The sequence below is a fragment of the Streptomyces sp. NPDC031479 genome (genome assembly GCF_055581065.1).
In genome coordinates this window covers 18701-38457 of sequence record NZ_JBVIKC010000021.1, presented here as the reverse complement: position 1 = coordinate 38457, position 19757 = coordinate 18701, and the positions used below count along the sequence as shown (strand labels likewise).

At 70.3% G+C, this 19757-nt stretch carries 18 protein-coding genes and 1 pseudogene; 8 read left to right on the top strand and 11 right to left on the bottom strand.

Features of this window, described 5'->3' with window-relative positions:
* The first annotated feature begins 4 nt into the window (after nt 1–4).
* From ACZ5D2_RS23095 to ACZ5D2_RS23085, 3 genes are all read left to right on the top strand, one after another.
* Nucleotides 5–3238 (top strand): type I restriction endonuclease subunit R, encoded by a 3234-nt coding sequence (locus tag ACZ5D2_RS23095; protein WP_468931574.1) that lies wholly within the window; start codon nt 5–7, stop codon nt 3236–3238.
* A gap of 72 nt (nt 3239–3310) precedes the next feature.
* A complete protein-coding gene (locus tag ACZ5D2_RS23090) occupies nt 3311–4924 on the top strand; it encodes a serine/threonine-protein kinase (RefSeq protein ID WP_468931572.1) in 1614 nt (537 codons plus the stop codon).
* 182 nt (nt 4925–5106) lie between these two features.
* Nucleotides 5107–7167: an AIPR family protein gene (locus ACZ5D2_RS23085; RefSeq protein WP_468931569.1), complete on the top strand. Its 2061-nt coding sequence runs from the start codon at nt 5107–5109 to the stop codon at nt 7165–7167.
* 504 nt (nt 7168–7671) lie between these two features.
* Here the strand turns inward: ACZ5D2_RS23085 and ACZ5D2_RS23080 are convergent.
* From ACZ5D2_RS23080 to ACZ5D2_RS23055, 6 genes are all read right to left on the bottom strand, one after another.
* Entirely contained in the window at nt 7672–8967 is a 1296-nt protein-coding gene (locus ACZ5D2_RS23080) for a serine hydrolase domain-containing protein (protein WP_468931566.1), read from the bottom strand.
* Nucleotides 8964–9875 (bottom strand): aKG-HExxH-type peptide beta-hydroxylase, encoded by a 912-nt coding sequence (locus ACZ5D2_RS23075; RefSeq protein WP_468931563.1) that lies wholly within the window; start codon nt 9873–9875, stop codon nt 8964–8966. Before ACZ5D2_RS23075 ends, ACZ5D2_RS23080 begins: the two co-directional genes overlap by 4 nt.
* 111 nt (nt 9876–9986) lie before the next feature.
* Entirely contained in the window at nt 9987–10130 is a 144-nt protein-coding gene (locus tag ACZ5D2_RS23070) for a hypothetical protein (protein WP_468931561.1), read from the bottom strand.
* A gap of 113 nt (nt 10131–10243) precedes the next feature.
* A complete protein-coding gene (locus ACZ5D2_RS23065) occupies nt 10244–11095 on the bottom strand; it encodes a protein kinase domain-containing protein (RefSeq protein WP_468931558.1) in 852 nt (283 codons plus the stop codon).
* Between the two features lie 11 nt (nt 11096–11106).
* Nucleotides 11107–11754, bottom strand: coding sequence for a nucleoside/nucleotide kinase family protein (locus ACZ5D2_RS23060; protein WP_468931555.1), 648 nt, complete (start codon nt 11752–11754; stop codon nt 11107–11109).
* A gap of 4 nt (nt 11755–11758) precedes the next feature.
* Nucleotides 11759–12202 carry a hypothetical protein gene (locus ACZ5D2_RS23055; RefSeq protein WP_468931552.1) on the bottom strand — a complete coding sequence of 148 codons (444 nt, stop codon included), beginning with the start codon at nt 12200–12202 and terminating at the stop codon, nt 11759–11761.
* Nucleotides 12203–12284: 82 nt separating this feature from the next.
* Here ACZ5D2_RS23055 and ACZ5D2_RS23050 point away from each other — a divergent pair.
* Nucleotides 12285–12656, top strand: a pseudogene (locus ACZ5D2_RS23050) (thymidine kinase); the annotation flags it as partial.
* Between the two features lie 77 nt (nt 12657–12733).
* The gene (locus ACZ5D2_RS23045) at nt 12734–13492 is read left to right on the top strand and encodes a DUF6928 family protein (RefSeq protein ID WP_371676308.1); all 759 of its coding nucleotides are present in this window, start codon (nt 12734–12736) and stop codon (nt 13490–13492) included.
* Nucleotides 13493–13527: 35 nt separating this feature from the next.
* On the opposite strand, the gene ACZ5D2_RS23040 is transcribed toward ACZ5D2_RS23045, so the two are convergent.
* The 4 genes from ACZ5D2_RS23040 to ACZ5D2_RS23025 form a co-directional block, all read right to left on the bottom strand.
* On the bottom strand, nt 13528–14832 hold the full coding sequence (locus ACZ5D2_RS23040) for a serine hydrolase domain-containing protein (RefSeq protein WP_468931548.1): 1305 nt from the start codon (nt 14830–14832) through the stop codon (nt 13528–13530).
* A 161-nt stretch (nt 14833–14993) separates the two neighbouring features.
* Nucleotides 14994–15347: a winged helix-turn-helix domain-containing protein gene (locus ACZ5D2_RS23035; RefSeq protein WP_371676307.1), complete on the bottom strand. Its 354-nt coding sequence runs from the start codon at nt 15345–15347 to the stop codon at nt 14994–14996.
* A complete protein-coding gene (locus ACZ5D2_RS23030; protein ID WP_371676306.1) occupies nt 15344–15760 on the bottom strand; it encodes a hypothetical protein in 417 nt (138 codons plus the stop codon). Before ACZ5D2_RS23030 ends, ACZ5D2_RS23035 begins: the two co-directional genes overlap by 4 nt.
* Nucleotides 15761–15881: 121 nt before the next feature.
* Nucleotides 15882–16322 carry a nuclear transport factor 2 family protein gene (locus ACZ5D2_RS23025; RefSeq protein ID WP_371676305.1) on the bottom strand — a complete coding sequence of 147 codons (441 nt, stop codon included), beginning with the start codon at nt 16320–16322 and terminating at the stop codon, nt 15882–15884.
* A 115-nt stretch (nt 16323–16437) separates the two neighbouring features.
* Here ACZ5D2_RS23025 and ACZ5D2_RS23020 point away from each other — a divergent pair, with 115 nt between their 5' ends.
* Complete coding sequence (locus ACZ5D2_RS23020; RefSeq protein ID WP_371676304.1) at nt 16438–17007, top strand: PadR family transcriptional regulator; 570 nt, start codon at nt 16438–16440, stop codon at nt 17005–17007.
* Nucleotides 16994–17779 carry an SGNH/GDSL hydrolase family protein gene (locus ACZ5D2_RS23015; RefSeq protein ID WP_371676303.1) on the top strand — a complete coding sequence of 262 codons (786 nt, stop codon included), beginning with the start codon at nt 16994–16996 and terminating at the stop codon, nt 17777–17779. Before ACZ5D2_RS23020 ends, ACZ5D2_RS23015 begins: the two co-directional genes overlap by 14 nt.
* Before the next feature lie 157 nt (nt 17780–17936).
* On the opposite strand, the gene ACZ5D2_RS23010 is transcribed toward ACZ5D2_RS23015, so the two are convergent.
* Entirely contained in the window at nt 17937–18731 is a 795-nt protein-coding gene (locus ACZ5D2_RS23010) for a VOC family protein (RefSeq protein ID WP_371676302.1), read from the bottom strand.
* A gap of 175 nt (nt 18732–18906) precedes the next feature.
* Here ACZ5D2_RS23010 and ACZ5D2_RS23005 point away from each other — a divergent pair, with 175 nt between their 5' ends.
* A complete protein-coding gene (locus ACZ5D2_RS23005) occupies nt 18907–19740 on the top strand; it encodes a sulfurtransferase (RefSeq protein WP_468931541.1) in 834 nt (277 codons plus the stop codon).
* Nucleotides 19741–19757 lie beyond the last annotated feature (17 nt).

Here is a 19757-nt window from a genome sequence, read left to right as displayed (position 1 = left end):
CTTGATGACCGCGACACCCGCCCCCGCGCACCAGGCGCACACCGAGCGCGCCTTTGAAGATGCAGTCGAGGCAGCGCTGCTCAGTGATAAGTGGGAGCGGGGGTTGGCCAACACCTACAACCACGAACTCGGGATCGACACGTCCGAGCTCTCCACATTCCTCGGCGCCTCCCAGCCTGCGCAGTGGGACCGGCTCAAGGGCGCCTACGGCGAGGAGGAGGAGCAGGCCATCCAGCGGTTTGCAGCGCTCGTCGCCAAGCAGATCGACGGGCGCGGGCTGCTCGACGTACTGCGGCACGGGGTCGTCGACCGGAACATTAAGCTGCGGCTCGCCTTCTTCCGGCCCGCACACACTCTGGCGGCCGGCGCCCTGGACGAGTACGACTCCAACCGTCTCACCGTCGTCCGACAATTCCACTACTCCGCCACTGACCCGGCCAAGTCCCTTGACCTGGCACTCTTCCTTAATGGCCTCCCCGTCGCTTCTGCCGAGCTGAAGAACCCGCTCACCGGGCAGTCGGCCGAGGACGCCATGGGCCAGTACCGCCGGGATCGCGACCCGAACGAGCTGTTCTTCGCGCGGCGCAGCCTCGTCCACTTCGCCGTCGATCCGGACCTCGCATTCCTGACCACCCGCTTGGCCGGGCCGAAGACCAGGTTCCTGCCGTTCAACATGGGGACGGGCGGTCCCGGCAGCATCGGCGGCGCGGGTAATCCGCCAGCTCCGGTGGGCGCGGCGTACCGTACCTCCTACCTGTGGGAGCAGGTCTGGCAGCGGGACGCCTGGCTGGACCTCCTCCACCGGTACCTGCACGTCGAGGATCCAGCCGCCAAGGCGGGCAAGGCGCCCCGCTATCGTCCCGGGGCGGCGCACAACCATCCGTTGATCTTTCCCCGCTTCCACCAGTGGGACGCGGTCCGGAAGATGACGGCGCACGCCGCCCGGCATGGGGCAGGCGAGCCCTATCTGGTTCAGCACTCCGCAGGCTCCGGCAAGTCCAACACCATCGCCTGGCTCGCTCACCGGCTGGGCTCCCTGCACACGCCGGAGGACCCCGCGCTCATTGATGCGGATGCCGCCGCGGCCAAGGGACTTGAGCCCAACACGCCCGTCTTCGACAAGATCATCGTCATCACCGACCGGCGGGTGCTGGACAAACAGCTCCAGGACACGATCTACCAGTTCGACCACACCCCCGGCGTGGTCCTGCGTATCGACAACGACTCCCAACAGCTGGCCGAGGCGTTGACCGGGTCCACCGCCCGGATCGTGATCACTACGCTCCAGAAGTTCCCGTTTATTCTGGACAAGACCACTGGCCTCGGCCGCGATCGTCGCTACGCCGTCGTCATCGACGAGGCGCACTCCTCCCAGGGCGGCAAGGGCGCGGACGCGCTCAAGAAGGCGCTGGGCAAGCTCGGCTCGGAGTTGGTGGACGAGGACGGCGATCCCCTGACCGCCGCAGCGCTCGCCCGTGGTAAGCAGCCGAACCTCTCCTTCTTCGCGTTCACCGCAACCCCGAAGGAGAAGACCCTTAATCTCTTCGGTACGCCGTCCCCCGAGAGCGGCCGGATGGAGCCCTTCCATATCTACTCGATGCGGCAGGCCATCGAAGAGAGCTTCATCCTCGACGTGCTTGGCACCTACATCACCTACGGCACGTACTTCAAGCTGCAGAAAGCCGCGGCAGATGAGGCCGAGCAGCAGGTCGATCCTCGAAAGGCCCGCTCTCGGCTGGTACGCGCAGCCCTGATGTCCGAGGCGTCGCTGAAATCGCGGGCGAAGATCATGGTTGACCACTTCCGGACCCATTCCGCCGACCGGCTCGGCGGGCGGGCCAGGGCCATGGTCGTCACACCCGGCCGGGAGCAAGCTGTACGGCTGTACCAGGAGATCCGGGCCTACGTCGAGGAGAACGGCTTCCACGACTGCGCGGCGCTGGTGGCGTTCTCCGGCACGGTCACACTGGAGGACAAGGGCATCGAGTACACGGAGGCCAAGCTCAACGGCTTCCCCGAGAGCGAGCTGCCCGACAAGTTTGGCTACACCCGGCTCGACGATCCCCGGCCGCCAGCCATCCCCCGGCCTGAGTACCGCATTCTTGTCGTTGCCGACAAATACCAAACGGGATTTGACCAGCCACTCCTCACCACCATGTACGTCGACAAGCCCTTGGCGGGTCTGGCGGCGGTGCAGACGCTCTCCCGGCTCAACCGGACCCACCGGCTCAAGGCGGCCGAGGACCTGTTCGTGCTGGACTTCGCGAACAAGCCCGAGGTGATCGCGGAGGCGTTCCAGTCCTACTACGAGGCGTCCGTCGCCGAGCCGCCCGAGCCGAACCTGCTCTTCGACCGGCACGACGAGGTGATGGCGTACCGGCTGCTAATCGAGGCGGAGATGGACGCCTTCGTCACGGCCTACTTCGCCGCCTTCAACGAAGGCGCCGCCGACGCCGCCGTGGAGAAGGCGCACTCCAAGCTCCACCGCTACACCAGCCCCGCCGTGGACCGCTTTGCCGCGCTGGCCGCCGAGGAGCCTGACGCCGCTCAGGAGTTCCGTCGCGCCCTGGAGTCGTACGTCAAGGCGTACGGCTGGCTCTCGCATGTCATCGGCTTCGAGAGCGAGGAGCTGGAACGGCTCTACCAGTACGGGCGGTTCTTGCTGCGCCGGCTGCCCCGGCCTCAGGGCAGTGCGAGTGCCGACATAGGCGAGGCCACGCCGAGCCACATGCGAGTACGTAAGACCGGTGTTCCCGAACTCCAGCTGAAGGCCGAGGGTGCCCAGCTTCTGCCCGGCCTGGTACCGCAGGCCGCGAGTACGCCGACCGAGGTACCTCAGCAGTCACTGGCCGAGGTGATCGAGTCCGTCAATGACGAGTACGGCATGGGCCTGTCCACCACCGACCAGATCCTGCTGGGCCAGCTGGTCGTGGCCGTGGCGGAGGACCCCGACCTCAAGGCGATCGGCCTGCACAACGACGAGGAGACGTTCCGGCGGGAGGTGGAACGCGACATGGACCGGGTCGTGATCGAGCAGGCGCAGTCCAATGATGCCTTGCTGGTCCGCTATTACGACGACCCGCTGGTCAACAAGCTCTTCAAGCAGGTTGCCACGCAGCAGGCGTACGGCCTCATCCGGCGTCCAGCGCGCAGGGAGGCCGAGCGACTGGCTACGGCGGAGCGGGCTGCGGCAATCAAATCCGGCCAATCCGGGAACACTCCGCCGCCGCCCTCGTAACCTGGTCACACAGAGATCGATTACGTGTGACGCATGGCGTGCCCCGCACTCCGCGCCGCAGGAGGGACACCCGTGCTGCAGGACGCACTGACCCAGGATGCCGTCCCGTCCCGCGTGCTTGCGGGCCGGTACCGGCTGGATCGCCCGATCGGGGCCGGCGGAATGGGCGAGGTGTGGCACGCCTACGACGAGCGGCTCGACCGGCGGGTCGCAGTGAAGATGATGCTCACCGACGTCCGGGGGTCCGACGGTGTGCCCGGCCCGTGGTTCGAGGACGTGCTCCGGACCCGCCGAGACCGCTTCCTCCGGGAGGTACGCACCACGGCCAGTCTGGAGCACCTTGGGATCCCGGCCGTATACGACGCGGGCGTCGACGGCCCTTCCGGCCGCCTCTACGTCGTCATGCAGCTGCTGAGAGGTCGCGAGCTCCTGGCGTTCATCGACGAGACGGACTACGAGTCGGACCCGCTGCCTGTCTCTTGGGCTGCCGCAGCGGGCGCGCAGATCGCCTCCGTCCTCGACGAGGTGCACCGGCACGATGTGGTCCACCGCGACATCAAACCGGCCAACCTCATGCTGACCGGGGACGGAGTGGTGAAGGTCCTCGACTTCGGCGTCGCCGCCCTCCTCGGCTCCGGGAACAACCCCCGCCTCACGCAGGAGGGGATGACCGTCGGTACACCCGCCTACATGTCGCCGGAGCAGAGTCTGGCGAACGCGGTCGGACCGGCCGCCGATATCTATGCACTGGCCTGTGTCCTGTACGAACTCCTCACTGGTAGGCCGCCGTTTCACGGTGACGGTCAGCGTTCACATGCCTGGCATCACGTACGCACCCCGCCCCCGGCGATCTGCGGGCTCCGGCCCGATGTCCCGGTGGAGCTGGAGAGGCTGCTGCTGGAGATGCTTGAGAAGGAGCCCGAGCGGCGACTCGACGCGGCTCAGGTTTACGAGGCGCTGCTGCCCTGGGTACATGAATCGGACGGCTGGGGGAAGGCAGGGCGGGATCCTGATCCACGGCATCCTTTCCGCCGGCCCTTCGGAGGCCTGCCGGGGAACCGGTTCGGGTACACGCCGACTCTGGTGGTACTCGCCCACGTGCCCGTGGGCGCTGCGCCGGCATCCGCCCGGCTGACGGAGGGCGAGGCGGACGAGGTCTCGGACGCGGCTGCACAACTTGCAGAGGGCGGGCAGTTCACACAGGCCGCTGATCTGCTCGCAGCTGCGGTCGGGCGCGCCGTTGACACTACGCTTCGGGTGGATCTCCTTTTCTCTCTGGCCCAGGTGAAATTCCTCGGAGGGTCGCACAGGCAGGCGGCCGGGCACTTCGAGGAAGCCGGCCAGTCCTATGCGGAGTGCTACGGCGCGGAGGACGAGCAGGCCCGGTTGTGTCGCTATTTTGCCGCCCAGTGTCGAATGGAGCTGGGGGAGTCGACAGCCGCCATCGACGGATTCCGCGCGTATGCCGGGTCGGCTCCTGACCCGGCCGACCCGGGGGCGGTGGACCGCCACCTCGACGCGCTTGCGTCCCTGGCCCGTCTGTATGCCGCCGCCGAGAGGATCCCCGAGGCCCTGTCCGCAGCAGCGGATCTTCGTGAGGCTACGTACCAACTGCGTGGCGCCCATGCGCCGGAACTCGCTGACATCGATGGATATCTGGCTCGCCTCCGTCGTTTCGCAGGCTGAGTCCGCGTAAGAGCAACAGATATTCCCGCTCTACCTGGCCGCCGAGCCCAGTCCGGCGGCGACTGCTCAACTCGACATCAGGGACACGCATGTCTACGTCTGTCAACGCACACCGGGATATCCCGGCCCAGGTCCGTCAAGTCCGCCGGGCTTTCGATGCCACCTACACGGACCTGCTCGACATGAGCGACTTCGCCGGCCACTCGGAGGAGCGGCGCGCCGATGCCCGTCTCTCCCGGGCACTTGCGGCACACGCGGTGCGGATCGTCACAGGGTGGAGTGCACGTGAGGCGGCGCTCACGGTCATCGACGGTGGCGGTGATCAGGGGATCGACGCGATCGCCATAGTGCAGGATCCCGCACACGTCTTCCTCGTCCAGGCAAAGTGGAGCAGCAAGGGGACGGCTCGGGCGAAGACCGAAGCCGTACACAAGCTGCTGGCCGGACTCCGCCTGATCGACAGCGAGGAATTCGCCCAGTTCAATCCCCGGGGCCAGAAGCTCGCGCAGGAGGCCAAGGCCCTTATGGGACAGGGGGCGGTCTCGGTCACCCAGGTGATCGTGTTGATGGGAGCCGATCCTGTGTCGACGGAGGTGGAGCAGGCGTTGCTGAACGGAGAGAGCGAGTTCAACCGGCACGGTGACCTGCTCGGCCACCAGGTGATCCTCGCCTCGGAAGTCTGGGCGAAGGTCAGGGACGACATCGCCGCCAAGCCGGTCGACATGGCGGCAGATCTCTTCCCTTGGTTCGGCGTCAGTTCGCCGTACGAGTCATACCAGGGTGTGGTGACCGCCGAGCAAGTCTCCGCATGGATGCGGGACCACGGCGCGGATCTCTTCAACCTCAACATTCGCAATCCGCTGGGGCTGACCCCCATCAACAACGACCTGGTCGGGACACTGACCCAGGAGCCGGCCCACTTCTGGTACTTCAACAACGGCATCACCATCCTGTGCGACTCCGTGCAGAAGACCCAGCAGTCCATGTTGGCACCGGAACAGCACCCCCTGTCCCTGCAGATTCGCGGGGCCAGCGTCGTCAATGGAGCCCAGACGGTGCGCTCCATCGCCGACGCCATGGCCAAGGAGCGGAGCGACGCCGGATTCGCGAAGATCGGTGTTCGGATCATCGTGACGGGCGGGGCCGAGGACTTCGCGAAGCGTACGACCCAGGCCACGAACCGCCAGAACCGCATCGAGCCGCGTGACTTCATCGCCCTGGACCCCGTCCAGGCCGCGCTGATGGAAGAAATCAAAGCCGAGCTCGGTCTTGACTACAGCGTCCGCCGCGGTGAACTCGAACCGCCGGCCGAGTCGGGTTGCTCAGTGGTGGAGGCCGCGTGCGCACTGGCCTGCGCCCACCCGCACAGCCAGTACGCAGCGCGCATCGCGGGCTCCCTCGACGTGCTGTGGGAGCGAGGCGCACAGGGTGTCTACGACGTACTGTTCCGGCCGCAGCCCAGTGCATATCAGCTATGGAACACCGTGCTTGTCCTGCGGGCCGTCCGGCGGAACCTGCACGACATGCGTGCGCGCTTCGAAGGGCGCGGGGCTGCGGTGGTGGAGCACGGAACGTTCCTGATCGCGCACCTGGTCTTCCGTGAGCTGGGGAGCGAGGGCATGGATGAAGGAGATTCCGCGCTGGCCTGGTCGGAGGAGGCGGTCGCCCGGGTTCCCGAGATTCTGGAACGTGTCGTACCCGCCCTCGTAACGGCGATGGACAGCCTCTACGGAGAGCGTTCGCAGATCAGGTACCTGTGCGCCGACACCCAGCGGTGCAAGGAATTGACCAGCGAGGTGAGGGACCGGCTCTCCAACGGGACCAAGCCGGCCATCGCGGAGAAGTACCGGCGCCAGAAGAAACAGCGCAAGCAACGGCGACCGAACGCGGTCCACGTCATCATCGACCGGCGTGCACTCGACGATGGAGCGGTGCTCACCTTGCACACGTACATTGTCCCCGAACAGGACGCCCTCAAGGACTGGCTCGCCCAGGACGAGCGTCGCTCACGAGCTACCTGGGCGAACCACCGTACACGGCCGATTCTTTGGGCTGCGGACGGCGAGCAGTATTCACCCTCAGGGTTGATTTCTCAGATGTGGGAACTAGCGGGCTGGGAGGGAAGGCCGGTGTCCAACCAGGGCACGACACGGTGGGCGACCGCAGACGGAGACACCCTGGCCGAGCTCGCCTGGCGCCTCCTCGGTGAGCTGGAGGAACCGGATGGCGAGCCGCGAGCATGAGTGCGCTGAACGATGGCGGTCGTTGGTTCTTGTCGGCGGCCGTCCCGGTGCCGGATTCGGGGCTGCCCCTGTTCACGGGCGAAGGAATCTGCTTTGGGACGCTCGGTGGCGGCCTCCGCGAGGTTGGCAGTAATCGGCGCCTTCGCTGCGCTTTGGGTGATAGCCGGGGCCTGCCGGTTGGTCTGTGAGGAGAACCGATCGCCACACCTGTTCGTGGAGTTCGGCGATGCAGGGGCTACACGCGAACATCGGGGCCTGCAGGCCCGCGACGCTCGCTGGCCCTATCCATAAGACGCGTCCCCGGCGTTGGCCGCAGTGCAGCCAGCAGACACCGTCGACCCACGCGTTTCGGTCATCGGTTTGGGCGGGCGCGGGTAGACCCTCGCAAGCGTAGGCCGCGATCCCAGGAATCGGCAGGTGGTCGAGCATCGGGAGTCTCTCCAGTTCGGTTCGCTTCTCTACTGGTACACGTGGTGAAGGCGGCATGCCGCTTGGTGGCGGTGGCTACTGGCGGATGTACGTGAGTCCGGGGGCGCGGTCGAGGTCGAGGGTGAAGCGGTCGATCTGCTGCGTGCTGTCGGACACGGTGAGGATGTAGCCGTTGCCCGTGTACGCCCCCTGGCCGGCGGGGATGAGCTGGTCTCTCGTTCCGCGGCGCCAGAGGTAGAGGGTGCTCGCGCTGCGGGTGAGACGGAGGCATCCGGGGGCCTGGTCGCAGGTGAAGGTGCCGAGCTCTGTGTGCGGGCTCGGTTCGCCCTGCGTGGGCTGAGCTCGTAGGGCGTTGCGGGGTGTTTGTTGGAGGGCGGCTGCTCGGACAAGGGCTTCCCGGGGGTTCAGCGCCGGGTGCGTGCGGAGGTCTTGGAGGACGGCAGCGGCGACGTGCTCGGCTGCGATCCTCGAGTTGTTGGACAGGCAGATAACGCGCAGTCCTGAGGCCTCCAGGTGGGCTGAGGCGGAGAAGCCCTGTTCGTGGCCGTAGTGGAAGACGGCAGTGCGGCCGGGGCGGGCGTCGGCGTAGAGGCCGGGGCCGTAGAGGTAGGGCTCGTGGTCGCTGGGCTCGTAGGCGACAGCTTCCTGCCAGGGGAGTTGGTGGGGGTGATGCCAGTGCTGGTGGAGGTGGGTGAGCCATCGGTCGAGGTCGCCAACGGTGGTCCGTAGGGTGCCGGGTCCGGGCAGGGTGACGGGCGTTTCCGTGTGCTGCCAGCCGTGGTGAGTGGCCTGGTAGGCGGATGCGGCTCCGGGGATGACCTGGTGGGGGTCGCTCTTGAAGTGGGTGGCGTGCATGCCGAGCGGGCCGAAAATGCGGTGCCGGGCGAGGTCGGGCAGCGTGGTGCGGTGGACCGTTTCGAGGATCTCTGCCAGGAGGAGGTAGTTGGTGTTGCTGTAGAGGAAGCGGCCTTCGGGGACGGCGCGCTGGTCCTGCCGGTAAGCGAGGGTTCGCAGGTCGCCGGCCGTGTAGTGGTCGAGGTCCCGGAAGCTGGCGAGGGAGAGCAGGGACTCGGCATCGCGTATGCCCGATCGGTGGGTGACCAGGTCCGCGACGGTGACATCGCTGATCTTGAGTCGGGGCAGCAGGTCCGCGGCCCGCTGGTCCAGGTGCAAGAGGTTGTCACGCGCGGCGAGCAGGATCAGGCAGGCGGTGATCTGCTTCGCGACTGAGCCGACGTTGAAGGTGGTGTCCGGTCCGATGGGCAGTCCGTGTTCGAGGCTGGCCAGACCGGTGTGGAGAAGAGCGGGCTCTTCGCCTGGCCGGTGTACCAGCAGGGACAGGCCGGGCTCCTCGTCGCAGGCCGCGTTCACAGGGCGAGTGCCTGGCGGTGGGCGGCAGCGAGACGGTGCCGGAGACCGTCGTCGCTGATCAGCTCCAGAGCGCGAGCATGGTCGGTCGCGGTGCTGGTGAGGAGGCTTCGCTGCTGGTCGAGGTAGGCGGTCAGGAACCGGTGCAAGTCTCCCGTGGTGCTGTTCAGTGTGTGCGCGGTGAACAGCATGGTGAGCGGGAACGCCCAGCAAGCGTGGAGGAAGCCGAACGCCGGCCGCGTTGTCTGCTTCCACGGGGAGTGGAAGTGCGCGGCGTCACTGACCTTGCATCCCGTTGCCGCGAGGGCGTCGTTCAGGCAGTTGTGCCCGGCCTCGTGGATGAGGTCGCGGGCCAAGACGACCGGGTCGTCGACATGGTCCATGAAGACCGTGCCCGGCAGGCGGCTGATGGTCCAGCTGTCGAGGGTCTCGCCGAGGTTCTTGGTCCGCAGCAGGCACAGGACGACGGCGTGCGCGGCGAGCAGATCGCCGAAGCCCGCTCGCGCGGCGCTGGCGTACGCGTCGGCCGCGACGTTGCACATGTGGGGCTCGGCCGTTTCGGTGCCAGGACCCAGGACGTAGTAGGGGGTCTCGGAGATCGAGGATCGGGGCAGGTCGGCGAGTTCGGGCGCGACGACCACGCGGGCGCCGACCGCTGTGGGGACGGAGTTGGTGGTGGCCCCCGAGTCGGGGTGGGTGACGTACCAGTCGAAGGTTGCGGCATCGCTGGCGCGGGCGGCGGCTTCGGCTCCTTCGAGGGCGTGGTGGGCCAGGCAGTAGTCGGCTGCATTACTGGTGCTGGACTGAGGCGCCTGGGCTCCGGGGCGGATGACCGCGTGGATGCGCTGCGTGCGCTTGTGGTGCAGACGGTCGATCGGCGGGAGGTCGAAGATGTCGGCGAGGGTGTGCATGAGGTGGCTCTCCTGTTCGGTGGTGGGCCCGGGGCCGGGCCGCAGGTGCTGGCGGCCCGGCCCCGGGTGTGTTCACCGGCGGCGCTCAGAGCGCCGGGCAGCTGTGGGTGTTCAGTCGGTGGTGGTCTCCGCCTCGGCCGCCGGCCAGCCCTCGGCCGAGACGCTGGAGGTGTGGGCGGTGGTACGGACGGTCTCGTCCTCGCCGCGCAGGTCCTCGACGTTGGCGAGGAAGTCGGCGATGCGGTCCTGGTTCATGAGGTGTTCCGCCTTTCGGTCTCATTGGCTTCGGCTTGTTCCGCTTGCTGTTCTGTGGTGCCGGAGACGGGGCGGAGATCTCGCCCTGGGCATGAGGGGCTCCCTCGTGTTGGTCAGCGCTGCTGCAGGTCGGCCGTGGTGCGGAGCGCGGTGCGCAGGTCGTTCATGGCGGGCCGGTCGCCCGCGCCGTCGGAGAGCGCGGCGGTCACGACGCCGCGCAGGGGCTCCGGGATGAGGGGCAGTTTCGTGTAGCCGACCAGGCGGGGGATGTCCGCGCACAGGTAGCGGTAGACGAGGACGGCGAGGCTGAACACGTCGGCTGCGGGGGTGGCTTCGTGGTAGCCGGTGAGGTACTCCGGCGGCCAGTGGACCTCGGGGCCGCGCTGTTCGAGTCCGCGCGGGGTGGACAGATGGCGGGCGGCTCCGAGGTCGGTGATCAGGCCCCGGTCCTGGTCGATGAGGATGTTCTCCTGGTAGACGTCGCGATGGATGATTCCGCGCTGGTGCAGGTTGTCCAGGCCGTTGGCGACGTCGGCGAGGATGCTGAGGCCCTTGCCGGTGTCCTTCGACGAGGCCATGAAGGCCCGGAAATTCCCGCCGTCGCAGTGCGGCATGGTGTACCAGTCGAACCGCTCCGAGCAGCCCTGTTCCAGCAGCGGGACGATGTGATCGGTTCCTCCGGCGGCGGCGGTCAGCTCCGCCTCGTGGCGGAAGTCTTCGCGGGTGAGGGCGCGTTCGGTCTCGGTCACTTGTGCGTACCAGTAGAAGCCGTACGCGGCGGGCTTCTCGCTGGGGTCGAGCTCGTCCAGAACGTGGTTGCTGCCGAAGCCTGCCTTCAGTACGACGTCCTCCTGGCCGGGGCGGCTCGCTCTGACCAGGGTGCTGGCCCGCGTGAACGCGAGGAGGTCGTTGATGTGCCAGCCATCCGTGCGGAGTTGATCGAGGACCCAGGCTGCGGGATGCATCGGGTGCAGGTTCATCGGCTCGCTTCTGTGTTCGTGGCCGTGGGGCTGCCGGCCGAGCGGAGGCCCTCCATGCAGGCGTCGACCAGGGCTTCGAGGTCGGCATGGGTCGTGCAGGGGTGCTTCAGTACGGGAAGGCCGGTGGCCTTGGTCCAGGCGTCGGCGGCCTCGTTGTAGAGGTCGGCCAGCAGGGCGGCAGCCTCGGGGTGTTCGGTGAAGCGGCGCTCTGTTGCACGTCGAGTGATGCGGGCGTGGCAGATGTCGGGCTCGGTGGTCAGCAGGACGGTCAGCTGCGGACGGGCCTGGGTTTGCTCGGCGAGGCGCTCGACGTACGCGTCGACGGGCTGCTGGTGGAGCAGGGCGAGCAGGCAGGCGGTGGAGAGGGTGAGCCGGTCGGCGAGGACCGGGCCCTTGGTGAGGGCGACGGCGATGTTGAAGCGGGAGTGCAGGGCCAGGTCCTGGGCGGCGGCCTCGATGGCCTCCTGCTCGTCGCCGCCGCGCCCGGCCCGCAGGCGGATCAGCGTGCGAGTGGCCGCGTGGGAGAGCCAGGAGAACTGGCCGATGTGGCTGAGGGGGATGCCCTGGGCGTGGGCGGTGGCCAGAAGTCGGTCGCGGAGGGTGCTCTTTCCGGCGCCGGCTATGCCTTCCAAGGCCAGGAGCACGCGCTCACCCCGCCGCGGTGGGTTCGGCGATGAGCCAGCTGATGAACTTGGCGACCCGGCCCGCGGTGACCGGGAGGGTTCCGTGCGCGAGCTGGGAGCCGTACAGCAGGGCTGTTCCGGGGGCCGGGGCGACGCTCCAGCGGGTGCGCGGCATCTGCTGGAACCAGGTCGCGGAGTTGTCAGCTCCGTCGTGGGCCAGCCACATGCCCTCCGCGTAGCCGTTCGAGGCGGCATCGGGGACCTTGCTGTTCCAGAGCCGGTCGCTGGAAGCGGTCTCGACGTAGAAGTCGCCTCCGGCGTCGGCCTGGGTGATCACGACGCTGATGCCGGCGATCTGGCGGGGCCAGGCGAGCGGGTCGGGGGCGATGCCGTCGAGGTGGCCGGTGATGTGCTGGCCCACGCCGTACTCGACGTACGTCCACGGACGGCAGAGGGTGATCGAGGGCATGACGCGGGCGAGCGCCGGGCGAGCGCGTTCGAAGGCGTCGCCCAGGAGCTTTTCGGCGGCCGGGGGGGATCGAGGGGATCTCGAGCAGATCGACCAGCTCGCCCGCATCGTCGACGACCTCGGCCTGGACGTCTTCGCCTTCGGCATCACGACGGACTTCCGCACGAAGCTGTTCCCGGGCTCGCAGCGGCTGATCGAGCTGGCCGACCGCCTGGAGCAGCTCCAGGTGGAGGCCCTGTGCTGGTGCGGGGCCCGCGCCACGCACAACGCCCGTACGGTGGGCGGGGAGATGGTGGTCGAGGGCGCCCAGGTGGTGGTCGGCGACGTGAACCGTCCGGCGGAGGAGATCGGCTACGAGGTCCTCTGCCGCCGCCACCACCGCCGCCGCATGACCTCGTCCGCGGCCCGCGCGGGCGCCCTCTCCCCGGACGTCCTCCCGGTCAACCCCGCCTGACCGACCCCGGCCCCACCCGCATTGTCAGCGGCTGCGGCCAACGTCCGCCCAGACGGATTCTAGGCTGGGAGGGGCTCATGGGAGCCAAGACGGGTCTGCTGGTGTACGGGGACGGGGACATCCCGGCCGCCCTGCGGCAGGTGACCACGGCCGGCCTCGCGGAGACGACCGAGCTCGTCGGGCGGCTGCATCCGGGCTGGGACATGGAGGCCGCGGACGGCGAGACCCTGACCGAGGGCACGTACCCGGCTCCCGGACTCACCTACGCCGCGAGCTTCCCGGGAATCGACGTCCTCTGCGACCGGCGCCTGATGATCGAACGTCCGTCGCGGTTGCCCGGGCACCTGATCGCGGCGGGTGACGGACGCAGGATGGTCCTGCACGCGATGCACAGCGTGGTCGACGGGCTGGCCTTCGCGGTCTGGGAGGCCGGCCGGCTGGTCCGCTCGCTGAGCCTGTCGCCTGACAGCGGGGTCATCGAGGACATCGGCGAGCCGTTTCCCTTCGAGGGTCCGTACTGGTCGGGTGACCACCCGGTGGAGCCGGACCCGGGCGGGGAGGGCGGGGCGCCGTATCCGCTGCCCTTCCACCCGCTCGAACTGGGCGAAGGGGCGCTCCGCGCGTTCTTCGGGTTCGTCCTGGAAGGCCGGCCGGCGCCCGACGACATCGATCCGGACGGGCTCCGGCTCCACGGATTCCGTCTCACGGACCCGGCCGGGCCCGACCCCGCGCAGCGGCAGGCCGACCTGGAGCGGGCGGCTCAGCGCATGCGCGGCACGACGTGGCACGTAGGACCGGACGGCGGGCTGCGGTCAACGCGGGTACCCGCCCGTTGACCGCGGCCTGCCGGCCGCATGCCGCCGGCCGCGCGTCACCGCGCGCACAGCGCCGTGTCGAGCAGGGCGTCGGCGCGGTCGAAGGAATCGGGCGCGGAAGGCCTGTTGAGGGTGACCGCGATGGTGGCGGCGCGGCCGTCGTCGGTGGCCCCGGGGAAGGAGTGGTAGCCGGGGACGTTCCCGCCGTGCCCCCACTTGAGGCCCCCGCAGCTCAGCGGCGAGCTCGTCAGGCCGAGTCCGTACCGGGTGCCCGGCTGCCAGCCGGGACCGTCGACCTTGACGGTGGTCCGCATCTGGGCCAGCTGGGCGGGCTCCAGGAGCTTGCCGCCGATCAGGGCGGAGAAGAAGCGGTTCAGGTCGCCGGGAGTGGACACCAGCTGCCCGGCGGACCAGCCCCAGGAGGGGTCGAGCTCCGTGATGTCCTCCAGGGGCGCCCCGGGCTTCGGCACCTGGTAGCCCCGGGGGTGGGCCTCGCGGATGCGCTCCTCGCCCACCGCCGGGAAGTAGGTGTGGCGCAGTCCGATGCGGTCGATGACCCGCTGCGTGACCTGCTCGGCGAACGGCCGGCCGGTGACCTTCTCGATGAGCAGCCCGGCGACGACGTAGTTGGTGTTGCTGTACTCCCAGCCGGCCCCGGGGGCGAAGCGCGCCTTTTTGGCCAGCGCCAGATCGATCAGTTCGCGGGGCTGGTAGTAGGTGTGACGGCCCTTCCCGAACACGGCTTCCACCAACTGGTCGGTGTAGTTGGGCAGACCGCTCGTGTGCTGGAGCAGCTGGCGCACCGTGATGGCGCGGCCGTCGATGCCGTCGCCCCGCAGAAGGTTCGGCAGGTACCGGTCGACGGGTGCGTCGAGCTCCACCCTGCCCTCGCCGACGAGTTGCAGGACGACCGTGGCGGTGAAGGTCTTGGTGTTGCTGCCCACCCGCACCTGACCGTCGGCCGGCACCTTCGCCCCGGTCCGCAGGTCCCCGACCCCGGCCGTGTGGGCACGGGTGCGCCCCTCCCGGTCGAGGGTGGACGCCAGGGCGCCGGGCAGCAGGTCCTCGGCCACCACCCGCTCCAGCGCCTTGCGCAGGCCATCGGGGGAGTGCCGGGCCTCCGCCGTGGACGTTGCGGCGGCCGGGGACGGGGCCGGGGCCGGGGACGCGGAAGCGGATGCGGGCAGCATGCCGGCCACGGCAAGGGCCGCCGCCGCGGCGGCCACCGCGGTGACTCCCCGCCGCCGGCCGGACGGCGCCGGGCCGTGGGCGGTCCGGCGCGGGCGGGGGGAGGGGTGGTGGGTCATGGGGAACTCCTTGGTGCGCGGCGGGGCGGGGGCCGCGGACACGGGGTCGCGCATCGCGCTGATCCGCCGTGTCCGCCTGACCGGAGCCTAGGAAGAGGCCTTGCCCCGGGGCGTCGCCCGCGGGCAGGAGGACCCGGGTACGGTCCAGAGCCCCGTCCGGTACCGCGGTCCCTCCCGGGCATCCCCCTCCGCCCCTGCCCCCCGCATCCCCGCGGTCAGTCCAGGGCGGCGCCGCCGCCGGGGTCCGTGCCCGCGATGGCCGCGAGGGCGGCGAGGTGGCGCCGGTAGCGGGCCAAGCCCTCCTCCGTCAGGGACAGCCAGGTCCGCGGCCGCCGGCCGACCTGCCCCTTCTCCACCGTCACCCAGCCCGCGTCCTCCAGCCGCGAGACCTGCTTCGACAGCGCGGAGTCGGTGATCTCCACCAGGTCCCGTACCCAGCCGAACTCGGCCTTCTGCGCCGGGGCGAGAGCGGCGACGACCGACAGGCGTACGGCCGAGGCCAGCAGCGGGGCGAGCGCGTGGCGCGGGTGCGGAACCCGCTCCCCGCCCGCCGGGGTCGGGTACGTCATGCGGAGCGCGCCTCCCGCCGGGCCGCCGCGGCGGCGGGCAGGGCGCACGCCAGGGCGGCCACGGCCGCGAAGGCGGTGGCGTCGCGGAAGACGGAGTAACCGAGCAGCAGGCTCGTGGCGTAGGCGAGCGCCCAGGCGCCGACCACCCTGAGGTGGCGGGCGCCGTGGCCGCGCGGGACCACGGGCTGCCGCGTGGCGAACAGGGAAAGGCCCACGACGACCGCGGCGTTGCCCACCGTGCCGACGAGGGTGCCGGTCCGCCCGTGCCACAGCAACACGACCGGAACGAGGAAGAGTTGCCACCCGGCGAAGGCCCACAGGTAGGCGGCGTACCAGCCGCTCTTCCCGCGTGTGCGGCCTTCGATCCGCGCGATGCCCCGCAACGACGCGATGGCGTCGGCCTGTTCCCCCATGACGGAGTCCTCCCGCTCGTTCCCGGGCCTCCCCGAAACATGCCGGCCCGGCATCTACTTGCCACATTAGCAAGTAGATGCCGGATCGGCATGGAAGGAGTCGTCCGCGCGTGGCGGTCCGTCAGGCGTCCGCAGTGGCGGTCGGGTCGGGAGCGAGGCCGTCGGCCACGAGTCCCGCGAGGACCGCCTGCCCCAGGGCGTGGACGGCCGACTGGGGGCGGACCATCACCGTGAACTCCTTGATCCGGCCCGCCGCGTCGAACTGCAGCAGGTCGATGCCGTGGATCTGCTTCCCGTCGACCACGGCGCGGAACGGCAGGACCACCGACGGCGCCTCCTCGCCGTCGGCGCTCGTCTCGGCCGCGCCGTCCAGCCGGCCCAGGTAGCGGAGGTCCCCGAAGACGCGCAGCAGCACGCCGAACAGGCCCAGCACCATCGGCCTGCCCTCGAAGGGGGTGAACTTCACCGGGCTGTACAGCCGGACGTCCTCGGTGAACAGGTCGTCCAGCGCGCTGAGATCGCGCTTCTCCACGGCGGCGCGGAAGCGTTCGGCGGTCTCCATGACCCCTCCAGGTGCTCGGAACACACGGGAATGTGGCAGCTACTCAAGAATGTGACTAGTCAGTTTTTTGAGTATGATGCCGGGGCGGACGACCAAAGGGAAGGGGGCCGGTGGGATGGCCTTGAAGCACGCGGTGCTGGCAGCGCTGCTCGACGGCGAGTACAGCGGGTACCAGCTGGCGAAGGCCTTCGACGTGGGCGTCGCGAACTTCTGGCACGCCCTGCCCCAGCAGCTCTACGCCGAACTGGCCAGGCTGGAGCAGGACGGACTGGTCGAGGGCCGGCAGGTGGTCCAGGAGAGCCGGCCCAACAAGCGGCTGTTCCGGGTCACCGACGCGGGCCGGGCCGAGCTGGAGCGGTTCGCCGACGCACCGCCGAAACCCTCCTTCATCCGCGACGACCTGCTGGTCAAGGTGCAGAGCGCCGACCGCATCGGCACCGGACCGGTGATCGAGCAACTTGAAGAGCGGGCCGCCGCCGCGACGGCCAAGATCGAGCTCCTCGACGCGATGCTGCGCACCATGCGCGGCTCCGTGGACGAGGCGGAGTACCTGCTCCGGGGCGAGCGCATCGGCGGGTACCTGACCTGCCTGCGCGGCCTGGCCTTCGAACAGGGCCACCGGGACTGGTGCCTGAGGATCGCGGCCGTACTCAAGGAGAGGCGGGGAGCCCGTGCCGAACGGTGAACCCATCCGCTACGTCGCCCTGGGCGACAGCCAGACCGAAGGGCTGGGGGACGGGGACGACGCGACCGGGCTGCGGGGTTTCGCCGACCGGCTCGCCGGGCACCTCGCGACCGCCCACCCCGGCCTGCTCTACGCCAACCTGGGCGTGCGCGGCCGGCTCGCCGCCCAGGTCCACGCCGAACAGCTGGGTCCCGCCCTCGCCCTGCGCCCCGACGTGGTGACCGTCGTCGCCGGGGTGAACGACCTGCTCAGGCCCCGGTTCGACGCGGCCGCGACGGCCGGGCACCTGGAGGAGATGTTCGCCGCGCTCACGGCGGCCGGAGCCCGCGTGGCGACCGTGACCTTCCCCGACGTGGCACGGATCGCGCCGATGGCCCGGCCCCTGGCCCCCCGCGTCGTCGCGATCAACACCCACATCCGCGCCGCGGCCGCCCGGCACGGGGTCGTCGTGGCCGAAACCGGTCGGGCCGAGGCCGCCAACGACCCGCGGATGTGGAGCACGGACCGGCTCCACGCCAGCCCTCTCGGCCACGCCCGGATCGCCGCCGCCCTGGCCGAAGTCCTCGCCGTGCCCGGATACGGCGACACCTGGACCCACCCGCTGCCGCCCCGCCCGGCCCGGGGTGCCGTGCGGAGCGTGGCGGCCGAACTGGGCTGGATGGCCGGATTCCTCGGCCCGTGGCTGGGCCGCCGCCTGCGCGGCGCGTCCTCCGGCGACGGCCGCACCGCCAAACGCCCCGACCTCCGTGCCCTCGACGCCCCGGCGCCCTGACTCCGGCGCCCTGACTCCGGCGCCCTGACTCCGGCGCCCTGCCCGGGAGCCCTGACCCGTGCGCTCTGACCTCGGCGGGCGGCCCCGGGAACTGCCGCCGGGGGCAGTCCCCGGGGACTGCCCCCGGGCGCCCGGACCGGGCCCCGGCCCCGGGTGGCTAGGCCGCCGGGACGTCCGTGTGGACGAGGGCGAAGACCGCGCCCTCCGGATCCGCGACCGTGGCCACCCGGCCGCGGACGCCGTCGCGGGGCGGTGCGACGACCCGTCCGCCCAGCTCGGTCACCCGGGCGGCGGCCGTGTCGGTGTCCGCCACCTCGAAGTACGTCATCCAGTGCGGCCCCCGGTCGTGCGGCAGCGACCGGCCGACCCCGTGCACCGCGGCCACCGGCCGGCCGCCCAGGAGCAGGGTCAGGTGGTCGAAGTCGGTGGACGAGGAGGGGTGTTCCTCCGCCTCGTGGCCGAAGACGTGCTGGTAGAACTTGCCGACCGTCGAGGTGTCCTGGGTGACCAGCTCGTTCCACACCGGGGCGCCGGGCACCCCCGCCCGGCGCGTGCCCGGATGGGCCCCGGCCTGCCAGATGCCGAAGATCGCACCCAGTGGGTCGGAGCAGATCGCCATCCGGCCGGCCGCCCCGGCGTCCAGCGGTCCGACCGCGACCGTCCCGCCGCAGGAGCGGATCGCCTCGGCGGTGGCGTCCGCGTCGTCGGTGGCGAAGTACGTGGTCCACGCCACCGGAAGGTGTCGGTCCGGCGGCATCTCCCCGACGCCCGCCACCTCCTGTCCGTCGAGGAGGGCCCGTACGTACGGGCCCAGCTGGTTCGGGCCCGGCTCGTACTCCCAGCCGAAGAGGTCCGCGTAGAAGTCCTCGGTGTTCCCGAGTCCGTGCACCATCAGGCTCACCCAGCACGGTGTGCCGGGCGGGCGCTGCGAAACCCCCGCTGCCGCCGTCATGTCAGCCGTCTCCTGCCGTCGTGTCCCTGTTCCCCGCTGATGCTTCCACTCCGTGAGACCCGGCGCGCCCCGACCGGGCCGGGTGGCGACGGCCCGGAGCAGAGTGACCGAATCACGGCTGCCCGTCGATGTCCGGCTTGTTACGCGGGGCCGGGCGGGGGAGGAGGATGACCCCATGACTGCGATTCTCTCGGCCTCCGAACTGATGAGCGAGATGGCCGGTTCCCGGCCGCCGGTGCTCCTGGACATCCGCTGGCAGCTGGGCGGCCCCGACCAGCGCCCCGCCTACGAGGCCGGGCACCTGCCCGGTGCGGTGTACGTCGACCTCGACCGCGAACTGGCAGGTCCGCCCGGGTCGGGCGGCCGTCACCCGCTGCCGGACCCGGAGGCCTTCGGTGCCGTGATGCGCCGGGCCGGGGTCCGCTCGGACGTGCCGGTGGTCGTGTACGACGGCGGGCAGGGCTGGGCCGCCGCACGTGCCTGGTGGCTGCTGGGCTGGACGGGTCACCCCGACGTGCGCGTCCTGGACGGGGGCCTGGCCGCGTGGACGGCCGCGGCCGGTGAGGTAACCGCCGACACGCCCACTCCCGTGGAGGGCGATTTCAAGCCAAACCCAGGGGCTCGGGGGCTGCTGGACGCCGACGCGGCGGCCTCGCTCGCCCGCACGGGACTGCTGCTCGACGCCCGTGCCGGAGAGCGGTACCGCGGTGAGGTGGAGCCCATCGATCCGGTCGGCGGCCACATCCCGGGCGCCGTGTCGGCCCCGACCACGGAGAACGTCGGCCCGGACGGCCTGTTCCTGCCGGCCGAGGCGCTGCGCGCGCGGTTCGCCGGGCTGGGTGCCACCGGGGGCGCCGAGGTGGGCGTGTACTGCGGCTCCGGGGTGTCCGGAGCGCACGAGGTGCTGGCCCTGGAGGTGGCGGGAATCGAGTCGGGCCTCTACGCGGGCAGCTGGTCGCACTGGTCCGCCGACCCGGCGCGGCCGGTGGCCACGGGCCCGAACCCCTGACGGGCACGCCGGGCCGG

Excerpts from the sequence above, each read along its gene's own strand:
- ACZ5D2_RS23095 (WP_468931574.1), top strand. The coding sequence starts at position 5 with ATGACCGCGACACCCGCCCCCGCGCACCAGGCGCACACCGAGCGCGCC.
- ACZ5D2_RS23085 (WP_468931569.1), top strand. The coding sequence starts at position 5,107 with ATGAGCGACTTCGCCGGCCACTCGGAGGAGCGGCGCGCCGATGCCCGT.
- ACZ5D2_RS23075 (WP_468931563.1), bottom strand. The coding sequence starts at position 9,875 with ATGCACACCCTCGCCGACATCTTCGACCTCCCGCCGATCGACCGTCTG.
- ACZ5D2_RS23070 (WP_468931561.1), bottom strand. The coding sequence starts at position 10,130 with ATGAACCAGGACCGCATCGCCGACTTCCTCGCCAACGTCGAGGACCTG.
- ACZ5D2_RS23065 (WP_468931558.1), bottom strand. The coding sequence starts at position 11,095 with ATGCATCCCGCAGCCTGGGTCCTCGATCAACTCCGCACGGATGGCTGG.
- ACZ5D2_RS23055 (WP_468931552.1), bottom strand. The coding sequence starts at position 12,202 with ATGCCCTCGATCACCCTCTGCCGTCCGTGGACGTACGTCGAGTACGGC.
- ACZ5D2_RS23045 (WP_371676308.1), top strand. The coding sequence starts at position 12,734 with ATGGGAGCCAAGACGGGTCTGCTGGTGTACGGGGACGGGGACATCCCG.
- ACZ5D2_RS23040 (WP_468931548.1), bottom strand. The coding sequence starts at position 14,832 with ATGCGCGACCCCGTGTCCGCGGCCCCCGCCCCGCCGCGCACCAAGGAG.
- ACZ5D2_RS23035 (WP_371676307.1), bottom strand. The coding sequence starts at position 15,347 with ATGACGTACCCGACCCCGGCGGGCGGGGAGCGGGTTCCGCACCCGCGC.
- ACZ5D2_RS23030 (WP_371676306.1), bottom strand. The coding sequence starts at position 15,760 with ATGGGGGAACAGGCCGACGCCATCGCGTCGTTGCGGGGCATCGCGCGG.
- ACZ5D2_RS23025 (WP_371676305.1), bottom strand. The coding sequence starts at position 16,322 with ATGGAGACCGCCGAACGCTTCCGCGCCGCCGTGGAGAAGCGCGATCTC.
- ACZ5D2_RS23020 (WP_371676304.1), top strand. The coding sequence starts at position 16,438 with ATGGCCTTGAAGCACGCGGTGCTGGCAGCGCTGCTCGACGGCGAGTAC.
- ACZ5D2_RS23010 (WP_371676302.1), bottom strand. The coding sequence starts at position 18,731 with ATGACGGCGGCAGCGGGGGTTTCGCAGCGCCCGCCCGGCACACCGTGC.
- ACZ5D2_RS23005 (WP_468931541.1), top strand. The coding sequence starts at position 18,907 with ATGACTGCGATTCTCTCGGCCTCCGAACTGATGAGCGAGATGGCCGGT.